Origin of the sequence: Candidiatus Paracoxiella cheracis (genome assembly GCF_049348705.1) — a bacterium.
Lineage (GTDB): Bacteria > Pseudomonadota > Gammaproteobacteria > Coxiellales > Coxiellaceae > Paracoxiella > Paracoxiella cheracis.
The window spans coordinates 189,952-215,980 of sequence record NZ_CP186485.1 but is presented as its reverse complement, the minus strand read 5'-3'; the positions used below and the strand labels follow the sequence as shown (position 1 = coordinate 215,980).

Sequence of the window (26,029 nt, the reverse complement as noted above, 5' to 3'; positions counted from 1 at the left end):
ATTCTCCGTCATATTGCTAGTAACGATGTCGAAATTCAATTAAAACGGCGATTATTTTATCTTTATCTTTCATTATCCGCATGGGGAATCTATTCAAATCAGGATTCATGGGTTTTAAATATTTCTGATCGCCGTCTATGATAAGTTGTCTAAAAATATATGTAACTGTTTCATCTAGTCTAGCTAGTATAAAGGAGCGGTCTGTTGCTTGCTTTTGGACATCCAGAATAAGCATCGAGTCTTTAGGAAAATAAGGTTCCATCGATGATTCTGGCAGATGCAAAGCGAAAATAGTTTTTGATAAGTTTTGGTCGATGTATGTGTGCTCCTTGGGAGCATAATTTTGAGGTTGATCAATATAGTTGTCAATTTCATCCCAGAGTACGATTGGGACGGCTCGAGCTTTTGGTTTTGTTGAGGGAAGATCAATATCAACAACTGACTCTGGAAGTGGCGCTGTTCCTTTAAGCTGATCAATACTAATACCAAAAAAATCTGCGATAGGTTTTAGTGTCTTGGTATGAGGATTGGTTGAAGTTCCAGATACAATGCGCTGTAAGGTTTGCTGAGGTAATTCCAAGTTTCGCGCTAACTGCGAGGTTCTAATGTTTTTCTTAAACATTAGTGTCTTTAACACATTGCTCAATTTTGAACCATTTTTAGTCATAAAAGAATAAAACACTTTATTGGTCACAATAATGGGTAAAATACCCAAAAATATTGACTTTGATAAACATCTGAGTAATATACCACATAAGTAGCTTAGAAGGAAAAAGTAGAGCCCCATCTCAGCAAACAAACGAATTTGTTTAAATTTTACCCAAACAGGTTGTAAATCTATTTAGTTCATACCAATAAGAATAGCCTTGCGCCTTGATTTGTAGACAAAAAAGCAATTTTGTAAGGAATTAAAAATTTTATAAGAGGAGAATGAAAATGTTGAGCTTTCAGTTAAAGAAAACATTTATTGACACGATAATTAACAAAGATGTCGCACTATCCAAACTATCGAGAGACCTCGATTTAAAGTCAATAGGTGCACTCGAATCTCAGATGTCAAATTTGAGTTCTCACAAACCTGATGAGAGCCAAATAGTGTCCCCGGTAGCTGAATATGTAAAAGTGTTGTCGAATATTCGCCAGCTCTCCGCTAGTTCATCTGGGCTGTATGATGAAATGCAGGTGGCAGTGAGATTGCAAAATGACCTGCAGGCTTTAGTTAAAAAATTCAATCTTGCAGAGGAGCATTTCCAAATTGATACTTCAGGAGAACCCATCATCGTCCAGGAAGGCAGTGGCGAGCATGTGATCTTACCTACGCATTTTGAAAAAGGTGCTTATTTAAGCCAGCCTCATGCTGATCATCATTTGGCTTTGAAAGCAGATCAACTGCCAAAAATTCGTTTCGGTCGTTATATCCGCTTGGGCCGGAATGTGGGTGTTAATGCGGGCGGGAATATTAACATCGGTGATGCGGTATGGTTATCTCCTGGGTCCTACTTATTGAAGCAAAATCATGATCCTTATGGTAGGCCATCTATTGGGGCTCGAACGGTCTTAATGACCCAGCTTCCCAGTATCAAGATTTGTGATTTTGCATGGATTGGAAAAGAGGCGGTGATTGGTTGGGATGCCGATTACATCGGCAAAGCATCAATTGTTGCAACACGCAGCTTCCTCAGTCGCCGAAGCTAGGAGACAATATTATGTTTGCCGCAAAATTAGGTTTGCAAGTGGATGCTGTTGCGCGCGACAGAAAAGCGTTTCCTTTTATTTTGCAGCGACTACAAGACCAAAACTACAGAACCGTTCGATTACGTGGTGAAGTTGACTCAAGGCAGTTGCCTTTTGCGAGTGCAAAACAATTACCTTTGCGCAATACTCAGACAGGCTATGACTTCGTTTTAAATATTGAAGCAGAAGCAAATGAATGCATTAATAAAAATGATTTAATTAAGAAACTCAGTGAAGCTGCTCGGATCGGTCGACGAGGGTGTCAAATTGTGATGGGTGTTTCGGGGGAATATGAATATGCTGAAATTATCCGGTATGCCGAAGCGGAATGTGGGTTGACTTATCTTAATCAATCGATAGAAGAGAATTGTCAAATGGAAAAAGTTCATACGGTTAGACTGGTTAAAAATTAAAAAGGAAAGGCAAATGGCTTATATATATCTGTTGTTGGCGGCAATATTTTGGGGTGGCAACTATGTGGTAAGTCGGGTGATGGTTTTTCATCTACCCCCGGGTTTATTGGCTGAGGCAAGATGGGGTATTGCGGCCTTGCTGTTACTCATTATGTATGGCAAACAAGTGGCACACAATAAGCAGCTACTAAAAAAATCCTGGTTACGAACAGCATTCTTAGCGCTGTTCGGCCCCGTCCTATTCCCTACCACACTGTATATTGGTTTACAGTATACCACTGCACTTAATGCAGCTATTTTATTATCCTCGTCACCGACGCTGGTCTTGTTAATTAACGCGGTGATATTTCGGGATCGAATCAATTTGCATAATATCGTTGGTGTATGCTTGAGTTGGTTTGGAGTTATTTATTTATTGACGCATGGTCATATTGATCGATTATTCGATCTCTCGATTGGTGTCGGTGAAATGTGGGCTTTTTTGTCTGCATTGAGTTGGGCGATTTATTGCTCCTCGTTAAGGATTCGCGATAAAAATATTCCGGGTACTACTTTTTTAACAGTCTCGGCTGTTTTCGGAGCAATCATGTTAGCTCCTTATGCTATTTATGAAGTTGATCTTCCCTCACTTTACCGGACACATTTTTTTTCGATTTTACGCAGCACATTCAAGCGCAACAGGGGTCTTGTAGTCAATAGCTGAATGCATTCTTCTGTGATTGTAATAGCCTTCAATATACTGAAAAAGACTTTGCCTTGCTTCAGCGCGTGTTGTGTAATCATTCACATGCACAAGTTCCGTTTTTAGGGTATGGAAAAAACTTTCTGCAATGGCATTATCCCAACAATTAGCCTTTCTGCTCATTGAACCAATCAGCTTGTTTTGCTTGATGATTTCCCTATATTTTTTCGAACAATATTGACTGCCCCGATCAGAGTGTATAATCACTTGCTTTGGATATTTTCGTTTGAATAACGCCATCAATAACGCATCACACACTAAATCTTGTTTCATGCTTTTATTCATTGACGAGCCAATAACCGAACGTGAATGCACATCGATAACCACCGCTAAATACAACCAACCTTCACGGGTTGGAATGTACGTCAGATCACTCACCCATTTTTGATTGATCGCCGTTCTCGTGAAATCTCTCTTTAAAATATTCTCAAAAATAGCCTTGTTGTGACCCGAGTCTGTGGTTATTTTAAATCTACGCTTGGCAAGTGCTTTTAAGCCCATGGAGCGCATACGCCGCTCAATACGCGTGTGACTGCAGGAAATCGATTCCGCTTGCAATGCACGAGTTATACGTGGTGAACCGTAACGTTGTTTGTTTCTCATATAAATTACCTTAATTTTTTCATCTAATTGTTGGTTTGCTTGCTCACGTGGGCTCATAGGTCGCGATAGCCAGTCATAATAACCACTACGACTGACACCCAGTACATCACATAGCAAGTTAATTCCAAATAGTTGGGCGTGCTTTTGAATAAAGCTGTACTTTACTCGAGTTCTTTCGCGAAGTACGTGGCCACCTTTTTTAGAATGGCTTTCTCCTGTTCCAGTCGTGCCAGTCGCTTCTTAAGCTGTTGATTTTATTCAATGAGTTCCCCTATGTTGACCGGTTGCTTTGCGCTGGGATGAATCACTTCACCACTCTTCCTGGCTTTATCCACCCAGGTGTGGAGGGTCGCTTCGGGCATGCCTAAGTCTTTTGCAGCGCTTAACACGGAAGGAGAACTGAGTGCTAGATGGATTGCTTCTTCTTTAAATTCCGGTGTGTATTTTCGAGTCTTCTTTGTCATGAGATCACCTCTTTGTTACTTCATATTGGACTTTGGATAAATAAAATCCCTTGCCAGTTAGGACAATAATCAAAAAATGTGAGTTTCTAAATCTTAAGCTGTTTTTTGCAGCAATTCGTAGAATTTCTCAGGTGTAAAATTTATTTTATCCAACCATGATTTTACTATCCCAATCAAATCCTCTATTTTTTCAGGGTCTGAGTTTTGCGTCTTTTCTTCAGTCCTCTGAATCGTTTTAATTTTTGAGTTGCTATTTTTGAAAATAGCAGGATGTCGCGTGCATTTCCGCTGCGTATCACCTTTGGTTCTGCCTTGCGGATTACCGCGTGGTTTGCAGAGATTAGCAGGCGTGCCAACGGTATCAAGCACCGTAGAAAAACCCCGTTGCGTTTGTGAAGGGGTCGCAGTTATTGATGGTTTTTCGTTATCCACTTGGAAGCTCGGCAAATACCGCTCCCATTTTTTCGGTAAAATCGGGGCAAGATTCCTCGCTAGATAAAGTTGCGTATACGCTAATGCTGTCATCCGCCACCAATCTTCTTCGTGCTTAACATCCGGTGTTTGGTATCGGTCAAATAACAGTTTGTCTTTACCAAAACGAAAGTAGTGTTCAATGTCATAGCGTCTATCGTAATAGTGATACGCTTCTAATGCTGTGATTTCATTACGTCGTTCACCAGCGAGTCCTAACCAGAGTGGATTTTTATATAAAGATTTACCGTTAGCATCAACCGCAACCAATTGCACAACAGTAACAGGATGCTCATATCCTTTAAATTGCTTTGAACCACGCAGTAATTGGTCACGCCATATTTTAATCTCCAATTGGTAAGTTTTGCCACTGCGGGTTGTAATGGGTTGCTGCACAATCTCATCGGATTCACGGTGAGTCGTGCTGTCGTTTAGTTTCATCGCATCACCATAGCGTTTTATACTTCCTGAGGTATTATCTTCTATTGATGCGGGCGCGAAAACATTACGGGTACTGTTAAAACGGAAAAGATGTACCCAATTGGGATTTTCGCTAACCAGTTTACGGCAAGCTTCTGTACCATATTTTGAATCAGCCACGCTAACCACCAATTTATGAGTAAGCGCTAAGTCTGCAATACAACGGTTAATTTGCTGCATCCCAACTACATTGCCTTTTTCATCGCTTTTAACGCGCCTCGTATCCAGTGGAACTAACCAATGCTTTTCTTGAGCTGCACCATCATTGGGCAATAGTGATACCGTTGAATATTCATGTCCAATGGTAATCGGTTTGTTACCCGGTGCTGGATTAGGGCTGTAAACCACATGGCGATCTTCAACACAGTGTGCACTTTGACGCGACTGTGGTGTCGTATCCGCAATAATGATCACACGGTCATCGCTATGACTCACATGTTCATATTGTATTTTCATCATGCTATCCCAACAATTTGCTACCGACAAACCATCGCTAATCGCATCGGTAATACTACTGTATTCACGTTCAAAGTATGGCGATTCACATAATTCTATGGGTGTTTTGCAGCGATGGCCATGGCTTGAAAGGGCATCGAGTAAATTCATATTGGCATCGCGTCGCGCGGGGAAGATGTTGTAGAGGAATGTACGGAATTGTTTTAGTTTTTCTGTCGCTAACATCGTTTGTTCCTTATTTTATTTTTTCGAACAAACGTTGTTTACAACGTAAAATTTTTTTTCGGTTTCTATGTCAAGCAATTTTTAATTATTTTTATAAATTTACCCAAAGTCCAATTCATAGATTTTAACAAATTAGTGTCCGGTAATTTAGGGGAAGATTAAGGGGTTACAAGAATCACTGCGATGTCATTGCATTTTAGTTCATCATTGATAGCAGGAATTGCTTATCTAGCCATTTTTCCTTCGATATTGGCTTACCTGTTGTGGAATAAAGGCATCAGTCAGATCGGTGCGACTCGGGGCGAAGTTTTTACTCACTTTGTGCCTATTTCAGGGGCTGTGTTAAGCGTGGTCTTTCTGAAAACACCCTTATTTGCCTATCATTATATAGGTGCTTTGTTCATTGCGACGGGTGTCATTTTATGTTCGCGAAAACCCAAGCCTCATTTGGCAAAACAGAGCAATTAGGATTAGGAGCACGATGAGTTTTTGTGAATTTTCTTATCATGGCCAACCCGGGATAGCTCAGATATGTGGCACTCAAGTTCGTATAGCGAGAGATAAATATAGCTTGTATGATCTTTTATCAGACTTTGAAACATCAGCCGATACTTTTGAAAAATATGTGTCCTCATTGTTTACGGAAGAAATGGAGTTAACTGATTGGCTGTTGAATGTCAGTTTTAAGAAACCGTTTATGCCGTCAAATCCAATGATGGGAGTTGTGAGTGGTGCGGGCCTGACTCATCGTAGGGCCATTCGATCAAGAGGACTATCATGGAAAGATGCACTCGCGATACAGCCGGAATGGTTTTATAAAGGCAACGGTTGTATTGTAAAGACGAATGATGATGATTTGATCGTGCCAAGTTTTGCTGGGAATGGAGTTGAAGAGATAGAGATAGTTGCATTGTATTATATAACGAGAGATAAGATGCCAATGAGAGTAGGCTGGACTTTAGGTAATGAGTTTTATGACCGATTATCCAGGAAAAAACATCCCAATTACCTGGCACAAGCAAAGTTAATGAATTGTTCCGTATCGGCGTTTATCCATTTAGGTGAAATACCTAGCAGTGTTACAGCAGATGTTTCTATTATTAATAATGATAGACAAGTAGTCTGGAGCCGAAAGCTTAGCACAGGGCTTGACTCGATAATTTATCCACTTGAGGAGCTCGAGGATCTTCTATTTAGGCATGACCAATTCTGTCAACCAGGAATGCTGCATTATTTATATCTGGGGTCAGATGTGGCTAGCTTTATGGATAATAAGCAACTCACTGATGGCGATCAAATTGAGGTGGTTTCGCGGTGGCTACCAATACCTTTTATAAATTCGATCCGACTTGAAAATAAGATATACGCTTAAAAATGCTTCATTTTCCAGAAAAGTTTGATCAAAATCGCAACGTTAAGTTTTGCGTAGTGGTTGAGTTTGGTTGATATAGTTAACACGAGGGTGTGGCGTTAGAGGGACGTGTCTTGGGTGAATTTAGAGCATCATAATTCATTAGCCGAATTAACTTCGGAGCAAAGCATAATACAATAAAAGCAATTAGAAAAACGAAAGCAGCAATAAAAATAAACTCTGTGCTGAATAAATTTTGTACTTCCTTCTTGTTTGTTAATTAAGAGTATTAGATAGCTAAAACTTAGAGTAAAGAATGTAAGTATTAGAAAGGTAAAAATTTTTGGATTATAAAAGCATGAGCTGATGGTGGCTATTGCTGCGAAAGGTTAATAAAGCAAATTTTGAAGTAATATTAAAAAAGCCACTCACGCCATGCACGATAAAGCAAACCATGAGAAATTACTTGCCGTGTGAATAATTGGCTTAAGTTGCAGTATCACGGTAACTCTACTTTATTTTCTAAATCACCTGCCGCTAAACGGGATTCTGCGCTACACGCTAGGTGTTTACCCAGTTGACGACCCTTAAGACCGGCGCGAAGGTTAGCTTCAATGGTTTCCAGGTGAACACCTTTCGTTTCAGGTATGATTGCCAGGACAAACCATAATCCGACCAAACAAAAAATAGCATAAATAAAGAGGGTGGCGCTTGCGCTGAGCAAATGGATTAATGGTAAAAAAGTCAGTGTAACAATCATGTTAAATCCCCAACTTGCACCTACCGCGATGCTGGATCCAAGGCCGCGTATTTCCAAGGGAAATATTTCTGAAATGATTAACCACATGATCGGGCCTAGACTTATTGCAAAACAAGCGATGTATAAAATCATACTCGCTAGCGGTAATGCTTTCGTAAAACCAGTCGTGTGGCCAAAATAGAAAGCTGAGCTCAAGCCTAACAATCCTAAGGTCATGCCCACTAAACCGATGATAAGCAGTGGGCGTCTTCCCCATTTATCTAATAAAAACAACGAGACGATAGTCATGCCGACATTAACGAAGCCGACTGTTAAAGTTGTAGATATCGCCCCTACTGCGCTGTGATTGCCCGCCATTTCGAAAATGGTCGGTGCATAATAAATAATGGTATTAATTCCAGTGCACTGTTGAAAAAAAGCAAGCCCGAGACCAATAATTAAGGCTGAGCGCGCCCATTTTTGTGTTAGTAATCGCCAACTGCTTCGCATTCTTATGCTCTTTTCAATTTCAAGTAGCTCGTGCTCTATATCTTGTTTGCCTCGGATTTTTCGTAATATGGTTTTGGCCGCTTCTCCATGTCCTTTATAAACTAGCCAACGAGGGCTTCGAGGTAAAAACAACATGCCAAACAGAAAGCCAGCAGCCGGTAGCACACCGGAGCCAAGCATCATTCGCCAATCTAAACCGCGTCTTGCGAAATAAGCGTCAACTGCATAGGAAAGCACGATGCCCACCGTAATCGCTAACTGATTTAACGAGACCAGCATGCCGCGATGTTCAGAAGGTGCAATCTCTGATAATATACATAGGTGCTGTAAAAGAGGCAGCCCCGATAGCAATACCTACGATGATTCGGCCGATAATTAATAAAGATATAAACGTGGCGAAGGCAGAGATAAGGGTGCCGATGAGAAACAATAGACCTGTAATAATGAGCATGCTACGCCGTCCACAATAATCGGTAAGGCGGCCGCTGATGAGACATCCCAAAAGGGCGCCGATGAGTACTGCACAAACGACAAAGCCTTCTGATAACGGTGTCAGTAGAAATTCTTGCTTAATGTATAGGATAGCGCCAGATATAATCCCCGTGTCAAACCCAAACAAAATGCCTGCCAGAGCGGCAACGCTAGCAATGAGGATTACAAAAGAATAGCCTTTGTGGGTTGAAGATTCTGTAAGAGTCGTTTCGAGTTGATCTCTCATAAGTGCCCCTGGACGTTAGTGGTAGTATTTTAGATAAAATAAACTAATAATAAGATGGAGTATATCTTAACGATAAGACGGAGTATATCTAGGGGTATGTTTACATAAGATGGCGCGTAAGTTCGTTATCGCTTTCTGATGATGTGGACGATGTATTACTTTCTGATAGTACGGGTTCTCTGTCGGTTCCTTCTTTAGAAGGTTTCCAAAAACATAGAATTTTCAATGAGGGGCATAAATTATTGTGCCAACAGCGGCGAGCCTGGTTGCTGCGTGACTCCTCAATCGCTTCAATGCAATTTTTTCGAGAACGTTGAATATTGTCGACGATTTTGGTACCAAACTCTTTTTCAAATGCCGACCAATTGAGCATAGTACTGCCTTCCATTTTATACAAAACGTCTAGTGCTGAGTATTTTGGGACAGTATTTCTAAGTACATAGTTGCCGAGGAACAGCAGGGTGCCGGTACCATTACAAAGCAAGCCGGCAAATAGTGTCATTAATTGTTGATTTAAGAAATCACCGAAATTAAATGGGCTTAAATTAGGTTGATTCACGCAGATAGACAGAGTATGGTTCAGTGCAGCAAACTCATATCGCTCTTCTTCTTCTGCCATTCCATCACCCGTATAATAAGCAAGTACTAAAGATCCCAGCGCAACAGCTACCGCTCCAGTAGTGATGAGTCCTTTTTTTAATTTATCTCCTCCCATATAATATCGTGCACGTATATAGCTGTCGCGAAGAGTGCGTACGAGTGTGGATGGAAACATGCAGGCTAAACGATCAATAAAAATTTGAGTAGGGACTGCGGTTGAAGTGATCAGTTCGCACTTTTCTGCCAAGTCATTATTAATCTTAGACCATCCTTCAGCGCTGAGTTGTTGAAATAAGTTAAAATAATGCTGGGAAAATATTAAGGTTGCTATTTGTGCGAGTTTTTCAAGTATTTTATAGAGTATGAACGTTGGGTGCTTCCCGGGTTTTATGTTTTTATTTTCTAGCGTGTCATAAAACTGTGTCACAAAACCTTCGTAGCTAGTCGCTCGAATTTGCTGTACGTCAGAAAGCATAAAATTCGCTTCAAGGTCATTTAAAAATTGATAGACAGGTTTAAGTCGGCCGTACCACCGTCGCAACAAAAACTCTGATAATTCATGCATCGCTAAAGGGCATCCAACACTACGCGTTGTGAGGCTGTAACAAAAAAATACTAACTGTGCATACGGATGAAAAATGCTTGGCAGATTTTTTTTGATGGCATCTGTTGCAACTTGCAGCCCGGTAATGCCGGTTAAAATTCCTGCTGGGAATCCTGTAATAGAAAATAAGAAAAAAGGAATATTCACCCGTCGTGGGTTAAAGTTCGCTAGTATTTTCTCAAAAAAATCATTAAAAAATAGTGCTGCCACTGGAGCATTTACTACGGCTGAGATAGCTCCTGGCCCGATGCCTTTAGGCAGGCTTAATAGAAAAAATACGAGACATACAGGCCCTGTATAGAGGACTATATTTACGATCCATTTAACTATCACACCTGCTTTTTTTAGTTTTTCCCATTTGGTACTTGTTTCATTTGGGTTTCTTACAATAAGTTCTGAATTTGAAGAATTAATTAGATCGGTTTCTGTGGGTTCGTAAAAAATTATTGGAGTGTTCACGCGATCTAAATAACTACGATCCGAAGTATTAAGGTTTGAAATACTGTTAGATATTAGTTGCATTTATAACTCCTCAAAGAAAAAATATAGATCTTTTAAGAAATTTAGAGTGGTTGATTGTATAACGACATTCGAAGAAGCCTTGCAAGTAAAAGTACTCTAATTTTTAAAACGATCCATATTTTTCCCTAGAAAAAAAGTTAAATTGTTAAAGTTAATTTTCTTTAATGATTACTTAAGGATAAGAAATATGGATGGCTTGACACAGTTGTCAGAGAATGAATTAAAAAACGAAATTCAAAAAATTAAGGAGAAAATGGAAAAGAAAGATTCGAAAAAGGGTTCTTTAAAAACTCAGTCAACTATTGACTCATATGCTTCTATAATAGAGTTATTCAGAAAGCTTGTTGGAATAATTGATTGAAGGTTTGAAATTTAGATAGAATTGTCCTGAGATTTTTATTTGTTTCTCTAAAAAACTGCTGTATTTCTTCAAAGACTGTACAAAACCGTAATGCGCAAAATATATTCTTGAATCCCTTCATCACACGCATACGTGATTTGATGCCTCGATGGGATTGCTCAATACGATTATTCAAATAGTTATTATCCCGATGGTCGGTATACTCACCAAAGACAGCTTGGATCGCAGGATAAAGGGCGGGCTCTTTATCAGTCGTGATTTGCTCAGGATAAATGCCACTCGTTTTAGCCGCCTGCTTGAAGAAGTTTTCTGCGGCCTGCTGATCTCGTACATCACTTAAATAGACATCGATCAAATCGCCCTTTTCATCAATCGCCCTGTAAAAATAACACCAACGGCCTTCAATACGTAAATAAGTACAATCGACGTGCCAACGGTCATTGGATTTTTGATACCGGCGTGCCCGTAATCTCATCCCAAGCGCCGGACCAAAACGATGCACCCAATTATGAACCGTTTGATGCGTTACATGAAAACCCCGCATCACCATTAACGCAACTACATCGTGGAGACTGACTTTAAACTGATAATAATACTGAACTACCGTCCTAACCACATCCGTTGGATACATGATAAAGTTCAACGCTGTGCCACTGCGTTGATTAAATTGCTTACCACAATCACTGCAAACAAACTGTTTATACCCTAAAGACGTCAGCTTTTTTAAACCCTTTGTAACACTTGAACCACAATGCGGACAATTCATACCGGTAGTCTCACTCAATCGTTCATTAAATGGACGAACAAAATACAGCATAGACTGAGATTTTACAAAACCGTTATAATTGACCGATAACCCTCAGCTTCGTATGGAGATCACATGACTAGCATGTTCGAACGAATATCCCTACCTCGACAAAAAGATCCGCTATCCAAAATAGGCGCTATTCTTAAAGCTGCGCCAAATGGGTTGCAGCATCCCGGAGGCGAACCAAGCAATAATAAATTTATCTCGAACCTTATTCCGAGAATCAATAAACAATTAGAAGAAATGATGGAACTTCACAATGACTTATCTGTTGATCCTAACAATGACGACCTCAAACAAGAATGTCAGGATCTTTTGAATGCACTTAAGGAAAACCTGGAAAAGCTAAGGGAGCATCTCAACGATTATAAGAAACACAAGTACACTGCTCTACTAAGCGACTGTAAAAACCTTGAGAGCTTTATAGCCAGCCTCAACAAGTTGCATGGCACTGTGAGCAGCAAGTGGGAACGCTTATCTAAACCTAGTCTCTGCTTTACAACACCATCAGCAGCAGATACTAATGATCTCGACAAAGACCGTATCCTTCATTCTTTTGACCTCCGTGGCAACCCCAGCATGATCATGAACCCAGTAACACACCAACCTTTCGAGGGTATCACCCAGGAAACTTTTCTAAAGGCAGTTCGCGCTTATAGAGAACAGGGTTACAAATTAAAGGTAAAAGAACAACGATGGCCTAAGAAGATCAGCGTATATACATTTCCATCTTCGTTTGCAAAGGGTACCTTTCTTCATATACTGGCTGAAATACAAGAGCAGGAAAAACAACAAAAGCAGGGTAATGTTGTTGTTCGCGAAGCTAAGCAAAGTAATAAAGAAACGGCAAAAACGCCAAATGATTCTATTGTTCGCTCTTCCTCACTTAGTCCTGGACGCTAAGCTAACCAATAGTTCTACATGCGCGCTGGACGAATGTTTAGCGCCATCTCTTCAACATCGGTACGTTTAAAGCGACGACGTTTATCATGAGCCTCTTGATCCGGCTCGTAACCTTCTAAATGCATCTTTTCATCTTGTGCATACATCCAGGCGGCCCATTGCATGATCGGGTGACCGTCTACAATCTTCACACGAGTCCATCCCAGTTTTTGCGCGAGCGCCATCATCTCTTGCGCGGTATCGAATGCTTGCTTCCAAATGGTTCCTTTGCCTGGGTTAACAATACCACCGTCGCCGTCACCACCATCATCGTCGTCGTTATCTTTTAGTTTGAGACGAAAATCACCGCCTTGAAATAAATACTTGCCCGGCGAGCTGCTCATCGCATCGCCATAATGATGGATAATCCAATTAGACTTTGCCGTAATGAGCTCGACATCTGGCAGAGGCTCAGAGTCCCCGAGGCTCACCATCTGCAAAAATGGACAGCGGCTTAATACATAGAGAACGTCATCGGGCGTTAAAGGACGCAGAAAATCGACGTCTTCTAGATTGAGCTTCTTTAACGCTTCTTGAATGTCATCAGACAACGGTTCTTTGTGATCATCAGTCATGGCGATATTGTACACGAGGAGAACACTGAAATACCAATAATAAGTGGTTGTATCCCTTGAGCCCGGGGAGTGGGATCGTTTCCGCGCGCAGTTCGCTGCAGCGAAGCGGAAGCCTGTTTGAGCACGGAAACGATCCGCGATCTCAGGGCAAACAAGGGATACTCTTTCTTATCGTGCAGTTAAATTTAGCGAGGCGATCTATCAACCCAGGAATAAACCTCAGCGATGGTGGGCTTGCACAACTGACACTTGCTACCACAACCAGCGGGCTTAGCCGCACGGCACATCTTACCCTTACGAACCCAGTGCTCTAACATGCAGCGCATCGTATCGGGCTGCTTTTTAAAATGCAGCGACAACTCTTGCAGATTCGCTGTTTTCTTCGTTGCCATGTAGTGTTTAATCTCAAGCAGCATGATTAATGACCTCGCAAGGTGGCTTTGTCACGAGCAAATTCGGTAATGACTTTGATTTCTTCCAGTGCAGACTTTTTCTTCTCTGGATCACCTTTGGCATAACGACGCAACCCAATAACAGCGAGCCCAAGCGTTGCTAATAAGCTACCGACCCAGATTGACGAACTCACTGGATGTAATGCAATCGTCAATAACTGATAACACATCACCGACAATGAATAGGCTAAGCCCGTGCTCCACAACACTGAAAACAGCGCCCAACCTCGGCCAACTTCTCGACGCATCGCGGCCATCGTCGACACACACGGGAAATACAATAACACAAACAATAAATACGAAAACGCGGCTGCCTTCCCACCAAAACGCTGGAACATCACACCGTAAGCCGTTTTATTCATATCGTGCGGTGCTTCACCCGCAGCCACCGGATTTTTAAAGGCGTCGCCTAGTTGACTTAAATTTTGCGGCACCGACACGACAGCCGCCTTCAACCCATCCCAAAAATTAAATTGATCGGCTTCTTGCTGCGTTAAATGACCAGCTTCGCTGTATAGAGTATTTAATGTACCCACAACAACTTCTTTTGCTAACACACCGGTTGTTAAACCGACAGTAGCGGGCCAATTGTTTTGATGAATCCCCATTGGATGAAAAACAGGAGTAACGATACGCCCCACTTCAGATAATAAAGAATGCTGATCATTATCGTGAACCAATTTCCCCGTCACTGTCACCGCATTTAACGCTCCGATAATGACACAAACGGGAATAATCACTTTACTCGCACGTGTTAAAAAGCTTTTTAAACGAAACCAAGCTTGGCGATTTAACGCACCAAGACGTGGCACATGATACGGCGGCAATTCCATCACTAATGGTGCGGGCTTTCCTTTTAGCAATGTTTTACGCATTACAAAACCGCTACCGACCGCCACTAAAACACCCGTTAAATACAAGATAAAAATAATGGTTGCGCCCCCGGTTGGGAAAAATGCACTCGCAAAAACCGCAAAGATGGCTAGCCGTGCTCCGCAAGACATAAATGGCATCATCAATATCGTTAAAATACGATCGCGTCGATTTTCTAACGTGCGCGCTCCCATCACGGCCGGGACGTTACATCCAAAACCAACGATCATCGGCACAAACGATTTACCCGGCAACCCAACCGCACGCATGAACCGATCCATGACAAACGCAGCACGCGCCATGTAACCAGAATCCTCTAAGAACGCGAGAAATAAAAACATACCACCGATGACTGGAATAAAGGTAATCGTGGTATTAATACCCTTACCAATACCGTTTGCTAATACTGCTGTTAACCAAATCGGTACGTGCCATGACGTGAGCAAATGCGCCAAACCATCCACAAAAATCGTGGTACTACTGATATCAAAAAAATCTTGAAAGGCACCGCCAATATTAATCGCGAATAAAAACATTAAATACATGACACCCAAAAAAATGGGGATGCCCAAATAGCGGTTTAACACTATGCGGTCGATCCACTGTGTGATCGTTTGTCGCCGTGTTGTGATGAACTTCATGATCTTTTGCGCTATTTGGCTTGCCGCGGCATAACGCGCGTCTGCAATTAATATGTCCGGCTCTTCGTTGAGTTTTAATTCGATTTGTTGCGCTTGTTCTTGTGCTACATCGACGATGTTTTTTTCAACTTGCGCTGCTGCAAACTGATCACCTTCTAATAATCGCAATGCTATCCAGCTTCTATTTTTCTCAGCATTTTTCGAATGAATTAATTGTGTGACAACTTGCACCGATTCATTAATTTCATTAGGTAACGACAGGGTATAGTTCGACGCCTGGTTAGGTTCGGCCGTTTTGATAATCTGCGTCTTTAACTCGTCAACGCCTTTACCCTGCTTAGCTACAATACCGACAACAGGGCAGCCTAACAATTTACTCAGTCGTTTTAGATTGAGATCGATACCGCGCTGTTTAATAACGTCCATCATATTAACAGCCAGTACCATCGGGATTTGAAGCTCTAAAAGTTGAAGTGTGAGGTAAAGATTGCGTTCTAAATTCGCAGCATCGATGATGTTGACGATTACATCCGCTTCACCGAACGATAAGTACTCACACGCAATTTTTTCATCGAGTGCACCGTGCTCAGAGACCACACTAGTCGAATACGTCCCCGGCAAATCAACCACAGCAACGCGTTGGCCTTGATGCTGAAAATGCCCTGTTTTCTTATCGACCGTCACACCTGGCCAGTTTCCCACACGCTGGTGCGAACCTGTGAGCGCGTTGAAAAGGGCGGTTTTACCACTATTTGGATTTCCCGCAAGCGCGATCGTGATGGCTTTATTCATCCGTATTTACCCTTTCAATGATCAATAAGGCGGTTTCTGCTTGACGAAGGCTGAGGTGAAAGTCACGAACCCGGATTTGAATAGGGTCACCCAGCGGGGCTCTACGAATGACTTCGAATTGGGTATTTGGGGTTAGTCCCATGGTCAATAGCTTCTGACGGTAAGCTTTGTCACCTTTACGAAAACCACAAATTTTCCCTATTTCTCCTGGGCTTAGGTCGGCCAACGACAGCATAATCCGGCTCCTAGATGAGAATGAGATGCAATAACTATGAGCGCTATTATCCACCGAAGCCAGGCCAAGTGTCAATGTAATTGAGAATCATTTTCAATTGAGCATCAAGACAATTCTGTTATGATGAGCTCACGCAACTCAATTAGATGACCATGAAAGAAATGGCCGACCTCAGGCAAGACAATTAATTTCATCGGTACAGGCGGGTGCGCCGCAAACGCTTCCACCTCTTCAACCGGCACAAGTTCATCTTGCTCACCCACAATACTTAACCATGGGCATTGGATATTTGTTAAGCTCGCAAAGTCGTAATGATTAACGGTTGTAGCAATCGTCAACAGTTGCGAGACTCTTTCTTGATTAGCGATGCTGGCCGCAATGTACGAACCAAATGAAAAACCCGCCAACCAAATTTCGTAGTCTGGTAAAACATGCCTCACCCATTCCACGATCGCGCTTAAGTCGTCGCGCTCACCAATGGTTTTCGCGTATTCGCCTTCACTTTTACCCACACCGCGAAAATTAAAACGCACCGTCGCGAGCCCTAAACGATCAAAGGCTTTAGCAATCGTGGTGACTACTTTATTGTTCATCGTACCTTCTTGCTGGGGGTGCGGATGACAAATAATGCCGACACGTTTTTTCGCCGCTTCTTTTGGCCAGGTCGTCAAAACCTCAAGCTGGCCAGCCGGGCCTGGTAAAAAGAAGCGCTCTTCTTGTTGTGGAAATTGATTCATAGGATGTGCTAAGCATTATAGTTGTCGTGTTGCCGAATGCAAGCGCGCAGAGCGACAGGACCCCACGCAATATCCATCACTCTCATGTTACAATTTCAACATGACTTTAAATAATTTACTACCTGACATTTTTACTCAACGCTTAAAAGAAATCGTTCCAACAGAACAATATCCATATGTTCTGGCGAGTTTTTCTCACACAAGACCAACATCATTTCGAGTTAATAGCTTGAAAACGAGCACCGAAGATTTATTAAAAGAACTCCAACAAAACAACATCACAGCTCAGCCCATTTCTTGGTATGATCAAGCGTTTATTATTCCTCACAAACAACGCAACCTATTAACGGCATCAAATGCGTTTAATCAAGGGCGACTGTATGTTCAAGGACTACCCAGCATGTTAGCGCCTCTCGTGCTCGCTCCAAAGCCGAACGAAGAAATATTAGATTTGGCTGCCGCACCCGGTGGGAAAACCTGCCAAATTGCCTGCATGATGCATGATAAAGGCCGCATCGCAGCGGTCGAAAAATCTAAATCGCGCTTTTTTAAATTAAAACATAATTTAAAAACTCAGGGAGTCACTTGTGCTGACACCTATCTAAAAGACGGCGGTGAAGTTTGGCGAGCCTGTGAAAATCGGTTTGACCGCGTTTTACTCGATGCACCATGCAGTTCCGAAGCGCGCTTTAAACCGAGCAAACCCAAAACGTTTGATTATTGGAGCGAGAAAAAAATCAAAGAGATGACACGCAAACAATGGCGCTTGATTTATTCCGCATTTCGTTCACTCAAGCCGGGTGGCATTTTAGTCTATTCTACGTGCAGTTTTGCGCCCGAAGAAAACGAACTCATCGTTGACCGCCTTTTAAAGCGCTTTAAAGGGAGCGCTGACATCAAAAAACTGAATTTACCGATCGACAATGTTCAACCCGGCCTTACCACCTGGCGCGATAAAACATTAAATCCCGCTCTCGACAATTGTGTTCGCATCTTACCAAACGATTTGATGACAGGTTTTTTTATGTGTCAGATTTTAAAACAAACACTTAGTTAGCTGTTTCAGTTTCGCCTAAAACCAATGAAGCTACAATTTCAGGTGACAAGCCTGTTAAATGCGACGCTATATCCGGAGCAAGTCCTTCACGCAATAATCTTTTTGCTATTTCTTTGGCCGCTTCGATTCTTCCTTCGATTTTACCTTCCGCTTTGCCTATAGTTCTACCTTCAAGCCTTAAGCGTTCTGCTAGTGTCATTGCTTCATCTCCTATTTCCGGTGATAGTTCATGCGTGAGTCTAATGAGTCGTTCGATATCATTAATGCTTCCTGCATCTATCACATAGTGTACCGTCGACAGTATATAACTTTCTGCGTAACTATGCGCCCCCTGGATGTGGAGCGGCATCACTATCGAATAGCATTTCAATTGCGGCAGAGAACTTGGCGTTACTGTTTTGCGGGCGTAAGTACCATGGAAGTACTTAGCAGCCAAGGATGGCGATTCCCGAAAAACAGTAACGCCAAGTTCAGCTAACCAAGCAATTGAAATCTAAAAACTACGTGCCTTCTGGATGTGAAACACTATACAAACTATCGTACCGACATCCTCGGCTAACGCAATACCGGGGTTTTAGCGAGAAATTAATAGTTCCAACAATCCAAATGCTATTTGCTTTATTTTCTCTCGGCCTAAATTGCCGGCATTGGTTGTTACTGCCAATGCAATATGTTTTTTGGGCAACCAAACCATAATGGCCGTATAACCTGTGGTGGCACCGGGGTGAAACCAAATCAATCCGATGTTGGGTTGATAAACGCGCTTTATTCCCAAACCGTAAGCAAAATCTCGAGAGTTTTTCGGTAACGGTTTGCCCGCCGGAATCGATACCAGTGTTTTCAACTCTCGCAATTGTTGTGTTTGCAAAACCTTACCTGTCATTAATTGTTTGACCCAGCGCACCAAATCTATTGAATTCGACACCAACGCACCCGCCGACCCAGCCCACGACATATTAATATGCGTTTCATTTTTATTTAAAAAATAACCGTCAACCAACCATGCTAATATTGAATGAGGATATTTGCCCGGCAAATAATAGGAATTTGTTAAATCGAGCTGATCTTCTCGCAAGAAACGGTGATCCAATTCATATTGCACCGTTTGATGCGTAATTTTATGAATCAACATGCCCAATAAAATATAATTGGTATTGGAATAGTGAAAACCTTCGCCTGGCTGAAAATAAGGTTTGTGGTCATACACAGATGCCACGATTTCTTGCGGTGTCCATTGTTTATGATCATTATCAGGCGTTGAGACGTGATCAAACTGCGGTAGTATCGTGTAATCGTAAATGCCACTCGTATGATTGAGCAATTGACGAATTGTAATACTGCGCCACTTAACATAATTTGGCAGATACTTTCCAATCGGATCAGTAATTTTTAATTTACCCTCTTGCTCAAGTTGCAAAATGGTTGCAGCGATGAACGATTTTGTAATGCTCCCAACTTGAAATAAATTGTCAGGGCCAACAGGTTTTTCTCCATCGAGTTTCGTCGCGCCACTATAATTGCTATAAACATCGTTACTATCAGCAAGCTCGTAGCTCACCGCAATCGCACCAATTTTATAAACATCGCGATCATTATTAATTTGTTGTTGGATATTCTGCTGCATATTAGAAATATCAGCATGGGCAACACTTGCAGAACAAAGCATTAAACAACTGCAAATGAATAACTCTCGAATCATTGAAAATCTCCCTTTCTAACCTCCAATCCCTAAAAATCTATGGATTTTCTAAACTCAACAGCCCCGAATTATAATCGTAAGCGAAAATTTCAGCATAGCGCCCCCAATCGATAACGGTCGTTAATACTTCTTCTGCGGCTTGTTCGCTGAGATAATGCTCGAGCTCTTCCAAAAAATGCTCTTCAGAAATTTTACGCTCGGGATTTACATCGAGCTCTGTACGGATTTGACTCGCCAAGGGCACATAATTAATTAAATGACGTGCGAAAATTTTCTTGCGATCCAAAATATCTGCCTTAGCCAGTTTTTCTCCCTCGGGTGTTAATTTGATATCACCTTCGGGAACTTGAGCAAAACGTAAAATTTCCAATGCTTCCATAATGGGAAATAAATCATCGATTTCAAAATTCAATTCTTCTGCTAATTCTGGCAAATCTACAACCGTTTCTTTGCGATCTTCCAATGATTCCAAGAGTCCCATCATTTCGGAAATTTGTACTTGCGGCAGACGATAACCCAGATCGATCGTTTTAAATTTAATTTCTTTTCGTAAAGCTTCAATAACCGGCTTGGTCATCAAACCATAAATATCGTCCACAAGTTTGCGAAACTCAGGCGTCTGATCATTGCGCGGGTGGGGCAGATTGACATCAACGACGGAACGCACACAACCGGGATCATTTGCAAACACTAAAATCCGATCTGCCAATAACGCCGCCTCTTCAATATTGTGTGTCACCAAGATGACGCTTTTAATATTGGTTTTATCGGATTGCCAAATGTCGATTAAGTCACCGCGCAAGTTTTCTGCTGTTAATACATCTAATGCTGAAAATGGCTCATCCATCAACAAAACTTCTGGATCAACCACTAAAGCACGCGCCAATCCAACCCGTTGCGACATTCCACCCGATAATTCTTTGGGATAAGCAGATTCAAAACCATCGAGACCAACCACGTCTATCGCTGCAATGGCGCGATTGCGACGCTCTTCGCGTGAAACTCCTTTTGCTTCCAAACCCAACTCAACATTTTGTAATACGGTTAGCCACGGTAATAAAGCGAAATGCTGAAACACCATCGTTAAACCCGGCTCTGGTTTTTCAATCGGTTTATGGTGATAGAGCACCTCACCTGAGGTCGGATGAATTAAACCCGCAATAATTCGCAACAACGTTGATTTTCCCGAGCCCGATTTTCCCAAAATCGCAATGATTTCACCGGCATGAATATCAAAATTTACATGGTCTAGCACTAGTAACTCAGGCGCACCGTGTTTTTTGAACGATTTTTTAATGTCTTTGACTTGAATGATTCTGTCGTTACTTTTTTGCATGCGTTTTACCTTATCTGAAATCGTTCAACCGCTAAATTATATAAAGGGCGCCACATAAGACGATTGAGCGCAAACACATAGAGTGACATCACCGCAATCCCCAGCACCAGCCGCGGAAAATCACCGACTGCGGATACTTTTGCAATATAAGCGCCGATACCTGAAGCATACAAATGCGTGTGTCCCCAACTCACCGCTTCAGCGATAATACTAATGTTCCATGCTCCACCTGCCGCCGTAATGGCACCGGTAATATAATAAGGAAAAATCCCCGGCAAGGCGAATCGCTTCCACCACAACCAACCTTTAACATTTAAGGTGCCAACAGCATGGTGCAAATTTTTGGGTAATGAAATGGTACCTGCGATAACATTAAATAAAATATACCATTGTGTACCCAATATCATTAAAGGCGATGTCCAAACATTAACATCGAGCCCATAGCGCAAAATAACAATCACCACGAGTGGAAATAATAGATTAACCGGAAACGCCGCTAAAAATTGTGCGACGGGTTGAACTATTCGCGAAGCCTTGGGATGCAATCCTACCCCAATACCAATCGGCACCCAAACCAGTGAGCTAATGATTATCACAACCGTCACTCGCAACGCTGTTAAAAATCCTAAATACAGTACATGAGCCCCTTCGCCCAGACTCACCGTCGCAAAAACATAACGATAGATAATCATAGCGGCGACAACAACAGCAATGCCTAAAATGATATTCCATAAAAAAACAGCAGCCCGTCGCAATGCTGTGTTGGGCTGAATTCGTTTGCGCGTTGCACGTAACCGAAATAATTTAAAATTAATGATCGCATCACTCACTAACGCAAATCCCTGTCCGATAAAACGAAAAAAGCGCGTTCGATGAAACAAATTTAGTAACCACGACTCTGGCAAATCATCGCCAACATTGGTTTCTTTTTTAAATTTTTCACCCCAAGCGACGAGAGGACGGAAAAATAATTGATCGTACAATGCAATAACAATAAACATGGTAACAATCACATAGCCAATGGCATCGCTATTAGCAGTTTCAATTGCTTTTGCTAAATACGAACCGATTCCCGGCAACGTGATGTGTTGGTTAGCGACAGAAATAGCCTCTGAGGCCACCAGAAACACCCAGCTTCCTGACATCGACATCATCATATTCCACAATAATCCTGGTGTGGCAAATGGCACATCGATTCGCCAAAATCGCTGCCACGCCGATAATTGCAATATCGCCGCGGCTTCTTGCAAATCTTGCGGCACGCTGCGCACACTCTGATAAAAGCTCAGCGTCATATTCCACACTTGAGCCGTAAAAATCGCAAAAATAGCCGCACATTCTGGGCCCAGCATACTACCCGGAAATAAAGCGATAAATCCCATGATGGTAATCGTCAAAAACCCAAGGACCGGCACAGATTGTAAAATATCAATCATGGGAATAATGATTCGCTCTGCCTGGCGACTCTTTGCTGCCCATGTACCAAAAATAAAGGTGAATACCAACGAACAACCTAACGCGATAAATAAACGAAATACCGTGCGCAATGCATAGTAGGGCAGCATGTCTGGGTTAAGTGAAATGGGAATGACTTGCCCAAGCTGAAATTTCCCCACTACCGCTTTTGCGCTCCAGCCTAATAAAATAATAATTGCGAGCACTATGACAAGCGCAATCGCATCCCAATAGTTGGGAATTGGCCAAGTTGTTACTTCATTTTTTGCGTATGTATTTTTGGATAAGAACATGTCCCCACTCCAAGTGTGATGGAGCCTTGCAGCACAATAATGCCACGCCTAAAAAATTTAAGCCAAGGGACTGGGAGGTTTTATGCATGTGTAACGCATTAACATGATTTATTCCTCCAAATAGGATAGGGGATTTGTACAAAATAAATGCGTACTGTACACGTGATTTTTTGCGATGGCAAGGTTTAGGCGCAATACCAAGCGTCTAATACCGCTTTCACATCATCAAGGCCGGTACGATCCATGGAAGAAAACAATTGCATCGAAATACGCTTGCCATAACGCTTCAACGCCTCTTGAACTTCTTTCAGCGTTTTTTTAGCGGCTGAAGCGCTGAGTTTATCCGTTTTTGTCAAAAGAATATGGATAGGAATTTTACACTTCATCGCCCAGTCGATAACAGCCCGATCCATTTCTTTAAGAGGATGGCGAATATCCATAATGACAACCAAGCCTTTTAAGCTCTTACGCTTACGTAAATATTCATCGATAAGGAGCTCCCAACGCTCCTTCACCATCAAGGGCACTTTGGCATAGCCATAACCCGGCAAATCAACCAAACGACACTTGCAATCGTTATCTAACGAAAAGAAGTTAATCATTTGCGTACGACCCGGCGTTTTACTGGTTCGCGCCAAGCCCTTGATGCCCGTAATGACATTCAAGGCGCTGGATTTGCCCGCATTCGAGCGACCGATGAATGCTACCTCACAGCCCTTGTCGGGCGGTAGCTGGCTTAGCTCCGCTGCGCTGATAAGATACGTTGCCTCTTGATAGACCGGTGGTTCTGCCATAATTTACAATTAACTTTGTGTATAGGAAGCGGAGTATAGCACCGATCAGTATCAACCACCAACTGCTTCCACAAACCCCTAGGGGGTATTTACACAAGGTTGGCGGGGTTTAAGTTACTGTCATTGGAGGGGTGGTTAGCCTCCCATTCATCTCGATAAAAATGACCGAGATTACGGATTTTTTCTTCGCTAATATTCCCGCATTCCTGTTCTTCTTTTAAAAAGGTATATAACCATTCTTTCATACCCTCACGATTGAAAAAGTCATCGCATACCGACATCGGCATTTTTCGCAACACATCGGCGAAGTGACCTAACTCCTTAACTAGTGCAAAATGCTGCCGAACATTATCATTGCTGCTCCCTTTCATAAAACCGAGTTCAATAGCGTGCCGAACGAAATAAAGACACTGCGGCAAATTGAATGTCAAAGCAGTCCCAATATTGGCACAAACACCAGAAATCAACGCCCCCGTTTCCCCTCCGATATATTTTGCATAAGCCTCATTATTCATACCATCCGCAGTAAACCCTGAAAAAAGAGCAAATAACGTGGTAATCGCCGTTAATGAAAAATACCAATATGGAGCCTCGTTGCGCACTAACGGTTTCATGCCAGCCAGGAATAGCCCTCCCATGCTCCATAGAGTCATAAGGCCTTTAATCGAAAATCCAAAGCCTGGAATCGCATGCAACACAGCCGCTAATATGCCCCACCAACCTTTATCATAAATTTTTTCCGCGCCTTTGCAGGAATCAGCGATGTATCCCAAATTTTGCCACATGCCACATGCAGCCAACATCATAAAAAGTCCTATTAACGGATACGTACAGCACATACTGCCTTGTTGCTCGGGGGTGGGTATTTTATTTTCTAGTAAATATTTTAATATCTCAACCTTATTATTTTCAGAAGAATCCTCCGGGAATATTTCGCGTAGTTTTTGCTCTCTGTTTTCTCTGTCTAAATTTGAAAATGCATCGGCTTGTCGTTGTAAGTAGGAGGCCAACAAATTTCTAGCCTCGCGCAGCGCGGCATACTTACGGCGGACTTCTGCTGTATGGAAAAGTGATTCGCCAATACGATCTTTAATATCAAACCCACGCATCCAACGAAATAAATTCACCGCACCATCTGCATTAACAGGCACGTTTAAAGCTGCGCTAATCCAATCGATCAGCACTGCTGCTCCCTTGGTGTTTTTAAGGCTCGAATAGACAACGGGCAATACCGCAAAAAGACTGATGCCAGTCCCTACTACCCATTGAAGTTTTTCACTTTCTACTTGAGTTAATGTGATTTCATTTTGGCTACGCTTTCTAGCGGATTCATTTTCCAACGCGAAATACGATCCCCAGTTAAAAAGCGCATTTGTCACAGTACCGCCTAAGGGTGGACCATAACCAATTAAAATAAGAAGTGCGGGATTTCCTTTGAAGAATCTGATATAAGGTTCAGCGCCGGGACCACTCGAATACCAAAACATGACGCCACTAGCCCCCGCCAACATCGACAGAAATAGCCACCAAAACTTATCACTCCAGGTAACCGTTGCCAGCGGCAATTGAGTGGCAGCAGCGCGCATTGATGTCACGAATTGCTGAACGGCATCGGGAACCGATAAAGTTTGTTCTTGTAGTTCTTGATATTCAGGAGGCATTATTAACTTCCATGAAAAATAATAGATGAGCTGTAAGCTCAACACTATGCCATAAAATACAATCAGTAAACACAGGTATTCCTACTAAAAAATGAACTAATTACGCGCCTCTTGGAGGTCGTTTTTCCCCCATCCCTGGTAACAGTTTGGATCCCGGATAATTTTGCACATCCTGATGCAAAATTTCCGGGATGACGAGGTTAGGTTGAGTCCTCCACTATCGAACAGCATTTCAATTGCGCCAAAGAAATTGGTGTTACTGTTTTGCGGGCGTAAGTACCATGGAAGTACTTAGCAGCCAAGGACGGCGATTCCCGAAAAACAGTAACACCAATCGCGTAAGCCAAGCAATTGAAATTCAAAACTACGTGCCCTCGGGATACGGAGCGCCATTTGCGGGTGATTTCCCGCGAAAAACGAGCCTCGCCATGCTCATGTATTATCCATACATTGCGCTCGCTCGTTCGTTTTTCAGGATAAATCCCATCACAACTGACGCTCCAAGATGCAGTGGGGTCTGTTATTTTTCTTTGTAATTATGTGCCCTCGAGATGCGGAGCGCCATTTGCGGGGAATTTTACTCGGAAAAATGAGCCTCGCCACTCATGTATGTATTATCTGATTTTCAGGCGTTGTTAGAAACCGTTTGCACGTTTTGAATGCGCGGATCCAACTGGCCGTCTTTA

General features: G+C 42.3%; 24 protein-coding genes and 2 pseudogenes. 8 read left to right on the top strand and 18 right to left on the bottom strand.

Features of this window, described 5'->3' with window-relative positions:
* Window positions 1–16: 16 nt before the first annotated feature.
* Window positions 17–667: a LexA family protein gene (locus ACJMKR_RS01050; RefSeq protein WP_423063408.1), complete on the bottom strand. Its 651-nt coding sequence runs from the start codon at window positions 665–667 to the stop codon at window positions 17–19.
* Between the two features lie 269 nt (window positions 668–936).
* Here ACJMKR_RS01050 and ACJMKR_RS01045 point away from each other — a divergent pair, with 269 nt between their 5' ends.
* The 3 genes from ACJMKR_RS01045 to ACJMKR_RS01035 are packed head-to-tail and all read left to right on the top strand — an operon-like array spanning window position 937 to window position 2,850.
* Window positions 937–1,695 carry an acyltransferase gene (locus ACJMKR_RS01045; RefSeq protein WP_423063407.1) on the top strand — a complete coding sequence of 253 codons (759 nt, stop codon included), beginning with the start codon at window positions 937–939 and terminating at the stop codon, window positions 1,693–1,695.
* Window positions 1,696–1,706: 11 nt separating this feature from the next.
* The gene (locus tag ACJMKR_RS01040) at window positions 1,707–2,147 is read left to right on the top strand and encodes a hypothetical protein (protein ID WP_423063406.1); all 441 of its coding nucleotides are present in this window, start codon (window positions 1,707–1,709) and stop codon (window positions 2,145–2,147) included.
* A gap of 13 nt (window positions 2,148–2,160) precedes the next feature.
* The gene (locus ACJMKR_RS01035; RefSeq protein ID WP_423063405.1) at window positions 2,161–2,850 is read left to right on the top strand and encodes a DMT family transporter; all 690 of its coding nucleotides are present in this window, start codon (window positions 2,161–2,163) and stop codon (window positions 2,848–2,850) included.
* Here ACJMKR_RS01035 and ACJMKR_RS01030 read toward each other — a convergent pair.
* The 3 genes from ACJMKR_RS01030 to ACJMKR_RS01020 form a co-directional block, all read right to left on the bottom strand.
* Complete coding sequence (locus tag ACJMKR_RS01030) at window positions 2,803–3,642, bottom strand: IS3 family transposase (protein WP_423064184.1); 840 nt, start codon at window positions 3,640–3,642, stop codon at window positions 2,803–2,805. The genes ACJMKR_RS01035 and ACJMKR_RS01030 overlap by 48 nt on opposite strands.
* 104 nt (window positions 3,643–3,746) lie before the next feature.
* Window positions 3,747–3,956 carry a transposase gene (locus tag ACJMKR_RS01025; RefSeq protein ID WP_423062405.1) on the bottom strand — a complete coding sequence of 70 codons (210 nt, stop codon included), beginning with the start codon at window positions 3,954–3,956 and terminating at the stop codon, window positions 3,747–3,749.
* Between the two features lie 93 nt (window positions 3,957–4,049).
* Window positions 4,050–5,588, bottom strand: coding sequence for a transposase (locus tag ACJMKR_RS01020; RefSeq protein WP_423063404.1), 1,539 nt, complete (start codon window positions 5,586–5,588; stop codon window positions 4,050–4,052).
* A gap of 183 nt (window positions 5,589–5,771) precedes the next feature.
* Here ACJMKR_RS01020 and ACJMKR_RS01015 point away from each other — a divergent pair, with 183 nt between their 5' ends.
* Window positions 5,772–6,056 (top strand): EamA family transporter, encoded by a 285-nt coding sequence (locus ACJMKR_RS01015; protein ID WP_423063403.1) that lies wholly within the window; start codon window positions 5,772–5,774, stop codon window positions 6,054–6,056.
* Window positions 6,057–6,069: 13 nt separating this feature from the next.
* Window positions 6,070–6,960 (top strand): hypothetical protein, encoded by an 891-nt coding sequence (locus tag ACJMKR_RS01010; protein ID WP_423063402.1) that lies wholly within the window; start codon window positions 6,070–6,072, stop codon window positions 6,958–6,960.
* A 478-nt stretch (window positions 6,961–7,438) separates the two neighbouring features.
* On the opposite strand, the pseudogene ACJMKR_RS01005 reads toward ACJMKR_RS01010, so the two are convergent.
* Window positions 7,439–8,797, bottom strand: a pseudogene (locus tag ACJMKR_RS01005) (sugar porter family MFS transporter); the annotation flags it as partial.
* Between the two features lie 209 nt (window positions 8,798–9,006).
* Entirely contained in the window at window positions 9,007–10,632 is a 1,626-nt protein-coding gene (locus ACJMKR_RS01000; RefSeq protein ID WP_423063401.1) for a hypothetical protein, read from the bottom strand.
* Window positions 10,633–10,819: 187 nt separating this feature from the next.
* Between ACJMKR_RS01000 and ACJMKR_RS00995 the strand changes: the two genes are divergently transcribed.
* Entirely contained in the window at window positions 10,820–10,993 is a 174-nt protein-coding gene (locus ACJMKR_RS00995) for a hypothetical protein (RefSeq protein WP_423063400.1), read from the top strand.
* On the opposite strand, the gene ACJMKR_RS00990 is transcribed toward ACJMKR_RS00995, so the two are convergent.
* On the bottom strand, window positions 10,965–11,810 hold the full coding sequence (locus ACJMKR_RS00990) for an IS6 family transposase (protein ID WP_423063399.1): 846 nt from the start codon (window positions 11,808–11,810) through the stop codon (window positions 10,965–10,967). The two genes, ACJMKR_RS00995 and ACJMKR_RS00990, sit on opposite strands and share 29 nt — an antisense overlap.
* 63 nt (window positions 11,811–11,873) lie before the next feature.
* Here ACJMKR_RS00990 and ACJMKR_RS00985 point away from each other — a divergent pair, with 63 nt between their 5' ends.
* Entirely contained in the window at window positions 11,874–12,704 is an 831-nt protein-coding gene (locus ACJMKR_RS00985; RefSeq protein ID WP_423063398.1) for a hypothetical protein, read from the top strand.
* A gap of 14 nt (window positions 12,705–12,718) precedes the next feature.
* Here the strand turns inward: ACJMKR_RS00985 and ACJMKR_RS00980 are convergent, their stop codons facing one another.
* The 5 genes and pseudogenes from ACJMKR_RS00980 to ACJMKR_RS00960 form a co-directional block, all read right to left on the bottom strand.
* Window positions 12,719–13,318: a hypothetical protein gene (locus tag ACJMKR_RS00980; RefSeq protein WP_423063397.1), complete on the bottom strand. Its 600-nt coding sequence runs from the start codon at window positions 13,316–13,318 to the stop codon at window positions 12,719–12,721.
* Between the two features lie 185 nt (window positions 13,319–13,503).
* Complete coding sequence (locus ACJMKR_RS00975) at window positions 13,504–13,734, bottom strand: FeoC-like transcriptional regulator (RefSeq protein WP_423063396.1); 231 nt, start codon at window positions 13,732–13,734, stop codon at window positions 13,504–13,506.
* Between the two features lie 2 nt (window positions 13,735–13,736).
* Window positions 13,737–16,076 (bottom strand): Fe(2+) transporter permease subunit FeoB, encoded by a 2,340-nt coding sequence (gene feoB / locus ACJMKR_RS00970; RefSeq protein ID WP_423063395.1) that lies wholly within the window; start codon window positions 16,074–16,076, stop codon window positions 13,737–13,739.
* A pseudogene (locus ACJMKR_RS00965) lies at window positions 16,069–16,342 on the bottom strand (FeoA family protein). The gene feoB and the pseudogene ACJMKR_RS00965 overlap by 8 nt, the downstream one beginning before the upstream one ends.
* Window positions 16,343–16,415: 73 nt before the next feature.
* The gene (locus ACJMKR_RS00960; RefSeq protein WP_423063394.1) at window positions 16,416–17,048 is read right to left on the bottom strand and encodes an alpha/beta hydrolase; all 633 of its coding nucleotides are present in this window, start codon (window positions 17,046–17,048) and stop codon (window positions 16,416–16,418) included.
* 100 nt (window positions 17,049–17,148) lie between these two features.
* On the opposite strand from ACJMKR_RS00960, the gene ACJMKR_RS00955 reads away from it, so the two are divergent.
* Complete coding sequence (locus ACJMKR_RS00955; RefSeq protein ID WP_423063393.1) at window positions 17,149–18,105, top strand: RsmB/NOP family class I SAM-dependent RNA methyltransferase; 957 nt, start codon at window positions 17,149–17,151, stop codon at window positions 18,103–18,105.
* Here the strand turns inward: ACJMKR_RS00955 and ACJMKR_RS00950 are convergent.
* The 6 genes from ACJMKR_RS00950 to ACJMKR_RS00925 form a co-directional block, all read right to left on the bottom strand.
* Complete coding sequence (locus ACJMKR_RS00950; RefSeq protein ID WP_423063392.1) at window positions 18,098–18,304, bottom strand: hypothetical protein; 207 nt, start codon at window positions 18,302–18,304, stop codon at window positions 18,098–18,100. The two genes, ACJMKR_RS00955 and ACJMKR_RS00950, sit on opposite strands and share 8 nt — an antisense overlap.
* A gap of 375 nt (window positions 18,305–18,679) precedes the next feature.
* Window positions 18,680–19,804 (bottom strand): serine hydrolase domain-containing protein, encoded by a 1,125-nt coding sequence (locus ACJMKR_RS00945; protein WP_423063391.1) that lies wholly within the window; start codon window positions 19,802–19,804, stop codon window positions 18,680–18,682.
* Between the two features lie 37 nt (window positions 19,805–19,841).
* Complete coding sequence (locus tag ACJMKR_RS00940; protein ID WP_423063390.1) at window positions 19,842–21,140, bottom strand: nitrate/sulfonate/bicarbonate ABC transporter ATP-binding protein; 1,299 nt, start codon at window positions 21,138–21,140, stop codon at window positions 19,842–19,844.
* A 5-nt stretch (window positions 21,141–21,145) separates the two neighbouring features.
* Window positions 21,146–22,888, bottom strand: a complete 1,743-nt coding sequence (locus tag ACJMKR_RS00935; RefSeq protein ID WP_423063389.1) for an ABC transporter permease — start codon at window positions 22,886–22,888, stop codon at window positions 21,146–21,148.
* A gap of 185 nt (window positions 22,889–23,073) precedes the next feature.
* The gene (yihA, locus tag ACJMKR_RS00930) at window positions 23,074–23,682 is read right to left on the bottom strand and encodes a ribosome biogenesis GTP-binding protein YihA/YsxC (protein WP_423063388.1); all 609 of its coding nucleotides are present in this window, start codon (window positions 23,680–23,682) and stop codon (window positions 23,074–23,076) included.
* 89 nt (window positions 23,683–23,771) lie between these two features.
* On the bottom strand, window positions 23,772–25,343 hold the full coding sequence (locus ACJMKR_RS00925; protein ID WP_423063387.1) for a hypothetical protein: 1,572 nt from the start codon (window positions 25,341–25,343) through the stop codon (window positions 23,772–23,774).
* Window positions 25,344–26,029 lie beyond the last annotated feature (686 nt).

Excerpts from the sequence above, each read along its gene's own strand:
- ACJMKR_RS00985 (WP_423063398.1), top strand. The coding sequence starts at position 11,874 with ATGACTAGCATGTTCGAACGAATATCCCTACCTCGACAAAAAGATCCG.
- ACJMKR_RS00935 (WP_423063389.1), bottom strand. The coding sequence starts at position 22,888 with ATGTTCTTATCCAAAAATACATACGCAAAAAATGAAGTAACAACTTGG.
- ACJMKR_RS01010 (WP_423063402.1), top strand. The coding sequence starts at position 6,070 with ATGAGTTTTTGTGAATTTTCTTATCATGGCCAACCCGGGATAGCTCAG.
- ACJMKR_RS01045 (WP_423063407.1), top strand. The coding sequence starts at position 937 with ATGTTGAGCTTTCAGTTAAAGAAAACATTTATTGACACGATAATTAAC.
- ACJMKR_RS01035 (WP_423063405.1), top strand. The coding sequence starts at position 2,161 with ATGGCTTATATATATCTGTTGTTGGCGGCAATATTTTGGGGTGGCAAC.
- ACJMKR_RS01040 (WP_423063406.1), top strand. The coding sequence starts at position 1,707 with ATGTTTGCCGCAAAATTAGGTTTGCAAGTGGATGCTGTTGCGCGCGAC.
- ACJMKR_RS00950 (WP_423063392.1), bottom strand. The coding sequence starts at position 18,304 with ATGACACTAGCAGAACGCTTAAGGCTTGAAGGTAGAACTATAGGCAAA.
- ACJMKR_RS01050 (WP_423063408.1), bottom strand. The coding sequence starts at position 667 with ATGACTAAAAATGGTTCAAAATTGAGCAATGTGTTAAAGACACTAATG.
- ACJMKR_RS01015 (WP_423063403.1), top strand. The coding sequence starts at position 5,772 with ATGTCATTGCATTTTAGTTCATCATTGATAGCAGGAATTGCTTATCTA.
- ACJMKR_RS01020 (WP_423063404.1), bottom strand. The coding sequence starts at position 5,588 with ATGTTAGCGACAGAAAAACTAAAACAATTCCGTACATTCCTCTACAAC.
- ACJMKR_RS00940 (WP_423063390.1), bottom strand. The coding sequence starts at position 21,140 with ATGCAAAAAAGTAACGACAGAATCATTCAAGTCAAAGACATTAAAAAA.
- ACJMKR_RS00955 (WP_423063393.1), top strand. The coding sequence starts at position 17,149 with ATGACTTTAAATAATTTACTACCTGACATTTTTACTCAACGCTTAAAA.
- ACJMKR_RS00975 (WP_423063396.1), bottom strand. The coding sequence starts at position 13,734 with ATGCTGCTTGAGATTAAACACTACATGGCAACGAAGAAAACAGCGAAT.
- ACJMKR_RS00980 (WP_423063397.1), bottom strand. The coding sequence starts at position 13,318 with ATGACTGATGATCACAAAGAACCGTTGTCTGATGACATTCAAGAAGCG.
- yihA (WP_423063388.1), bottom strand. The coding sequence starts at position 23,682 with ATGGCAGAACCACCGGTCTATCAAGAGGCAACGTATCTTATCAGCGCA.
- ACJMKR_RS00990 (WP_423063399.1), bottom strand. The coding sequence starts at position 11,810 with ATGCTGTATTTTGTTCGTCCATTTAATGAACGATTGAGTGAGACTACC.
- ACJMKR_RS00995 (WP_423063400.1), top strand. The coding sequence starts at position 10,820 with ATGGATGGCTTGACACAGTTGTCAGAGAATGAATTAAAAAACGAAATT.
- ACJMKR_RS01000 (WP_423063401.1), bottom strand. The coding sequence starts at position 10,632 with ATGCAACTAATATCTAACAGTATTTCAAACCTTAATACTTCGGATCGT.
- ACJMKR_RS00925 (WP_423063387.1), bottom strand. The coding sequence starts at position 25,343 with ATGCCTCCTGAATATCAAGAACTACAAGAACAAACTTTATCGGTTCCC.
- feoB (WP_423063395.1), bottom strand. The coding sequence starts at position 16,076 with ATGAATAAAGCCATCACGATCGCGCTTGCGGGAAATCCAAATAGTGGT.
- ACJMKR_RS00960 (WP_423063394.1), bottom strand. The coding sequence starts at position 17,048 with ATGAATCAATTTCCACAACAAGAAGAGCGCTTCTTTTTACCAGGCCCG.
- ACJMKR_RS01025 (WP_423062405.1), bottom strand. The coding sequence starts at position 3,956 with ATGACAAAGAAGACTCGAAAATACACACCGGAATTTAAAGAAGAAGCA.
- ACJMKR_RS00945 (WP_423063391.1), bottom strand. The coding sequence starts at position 19,804 with ATGATTCGAGAGTTATTCATTTGCAGTTGTTTAATGCTTTGTTCTGCA.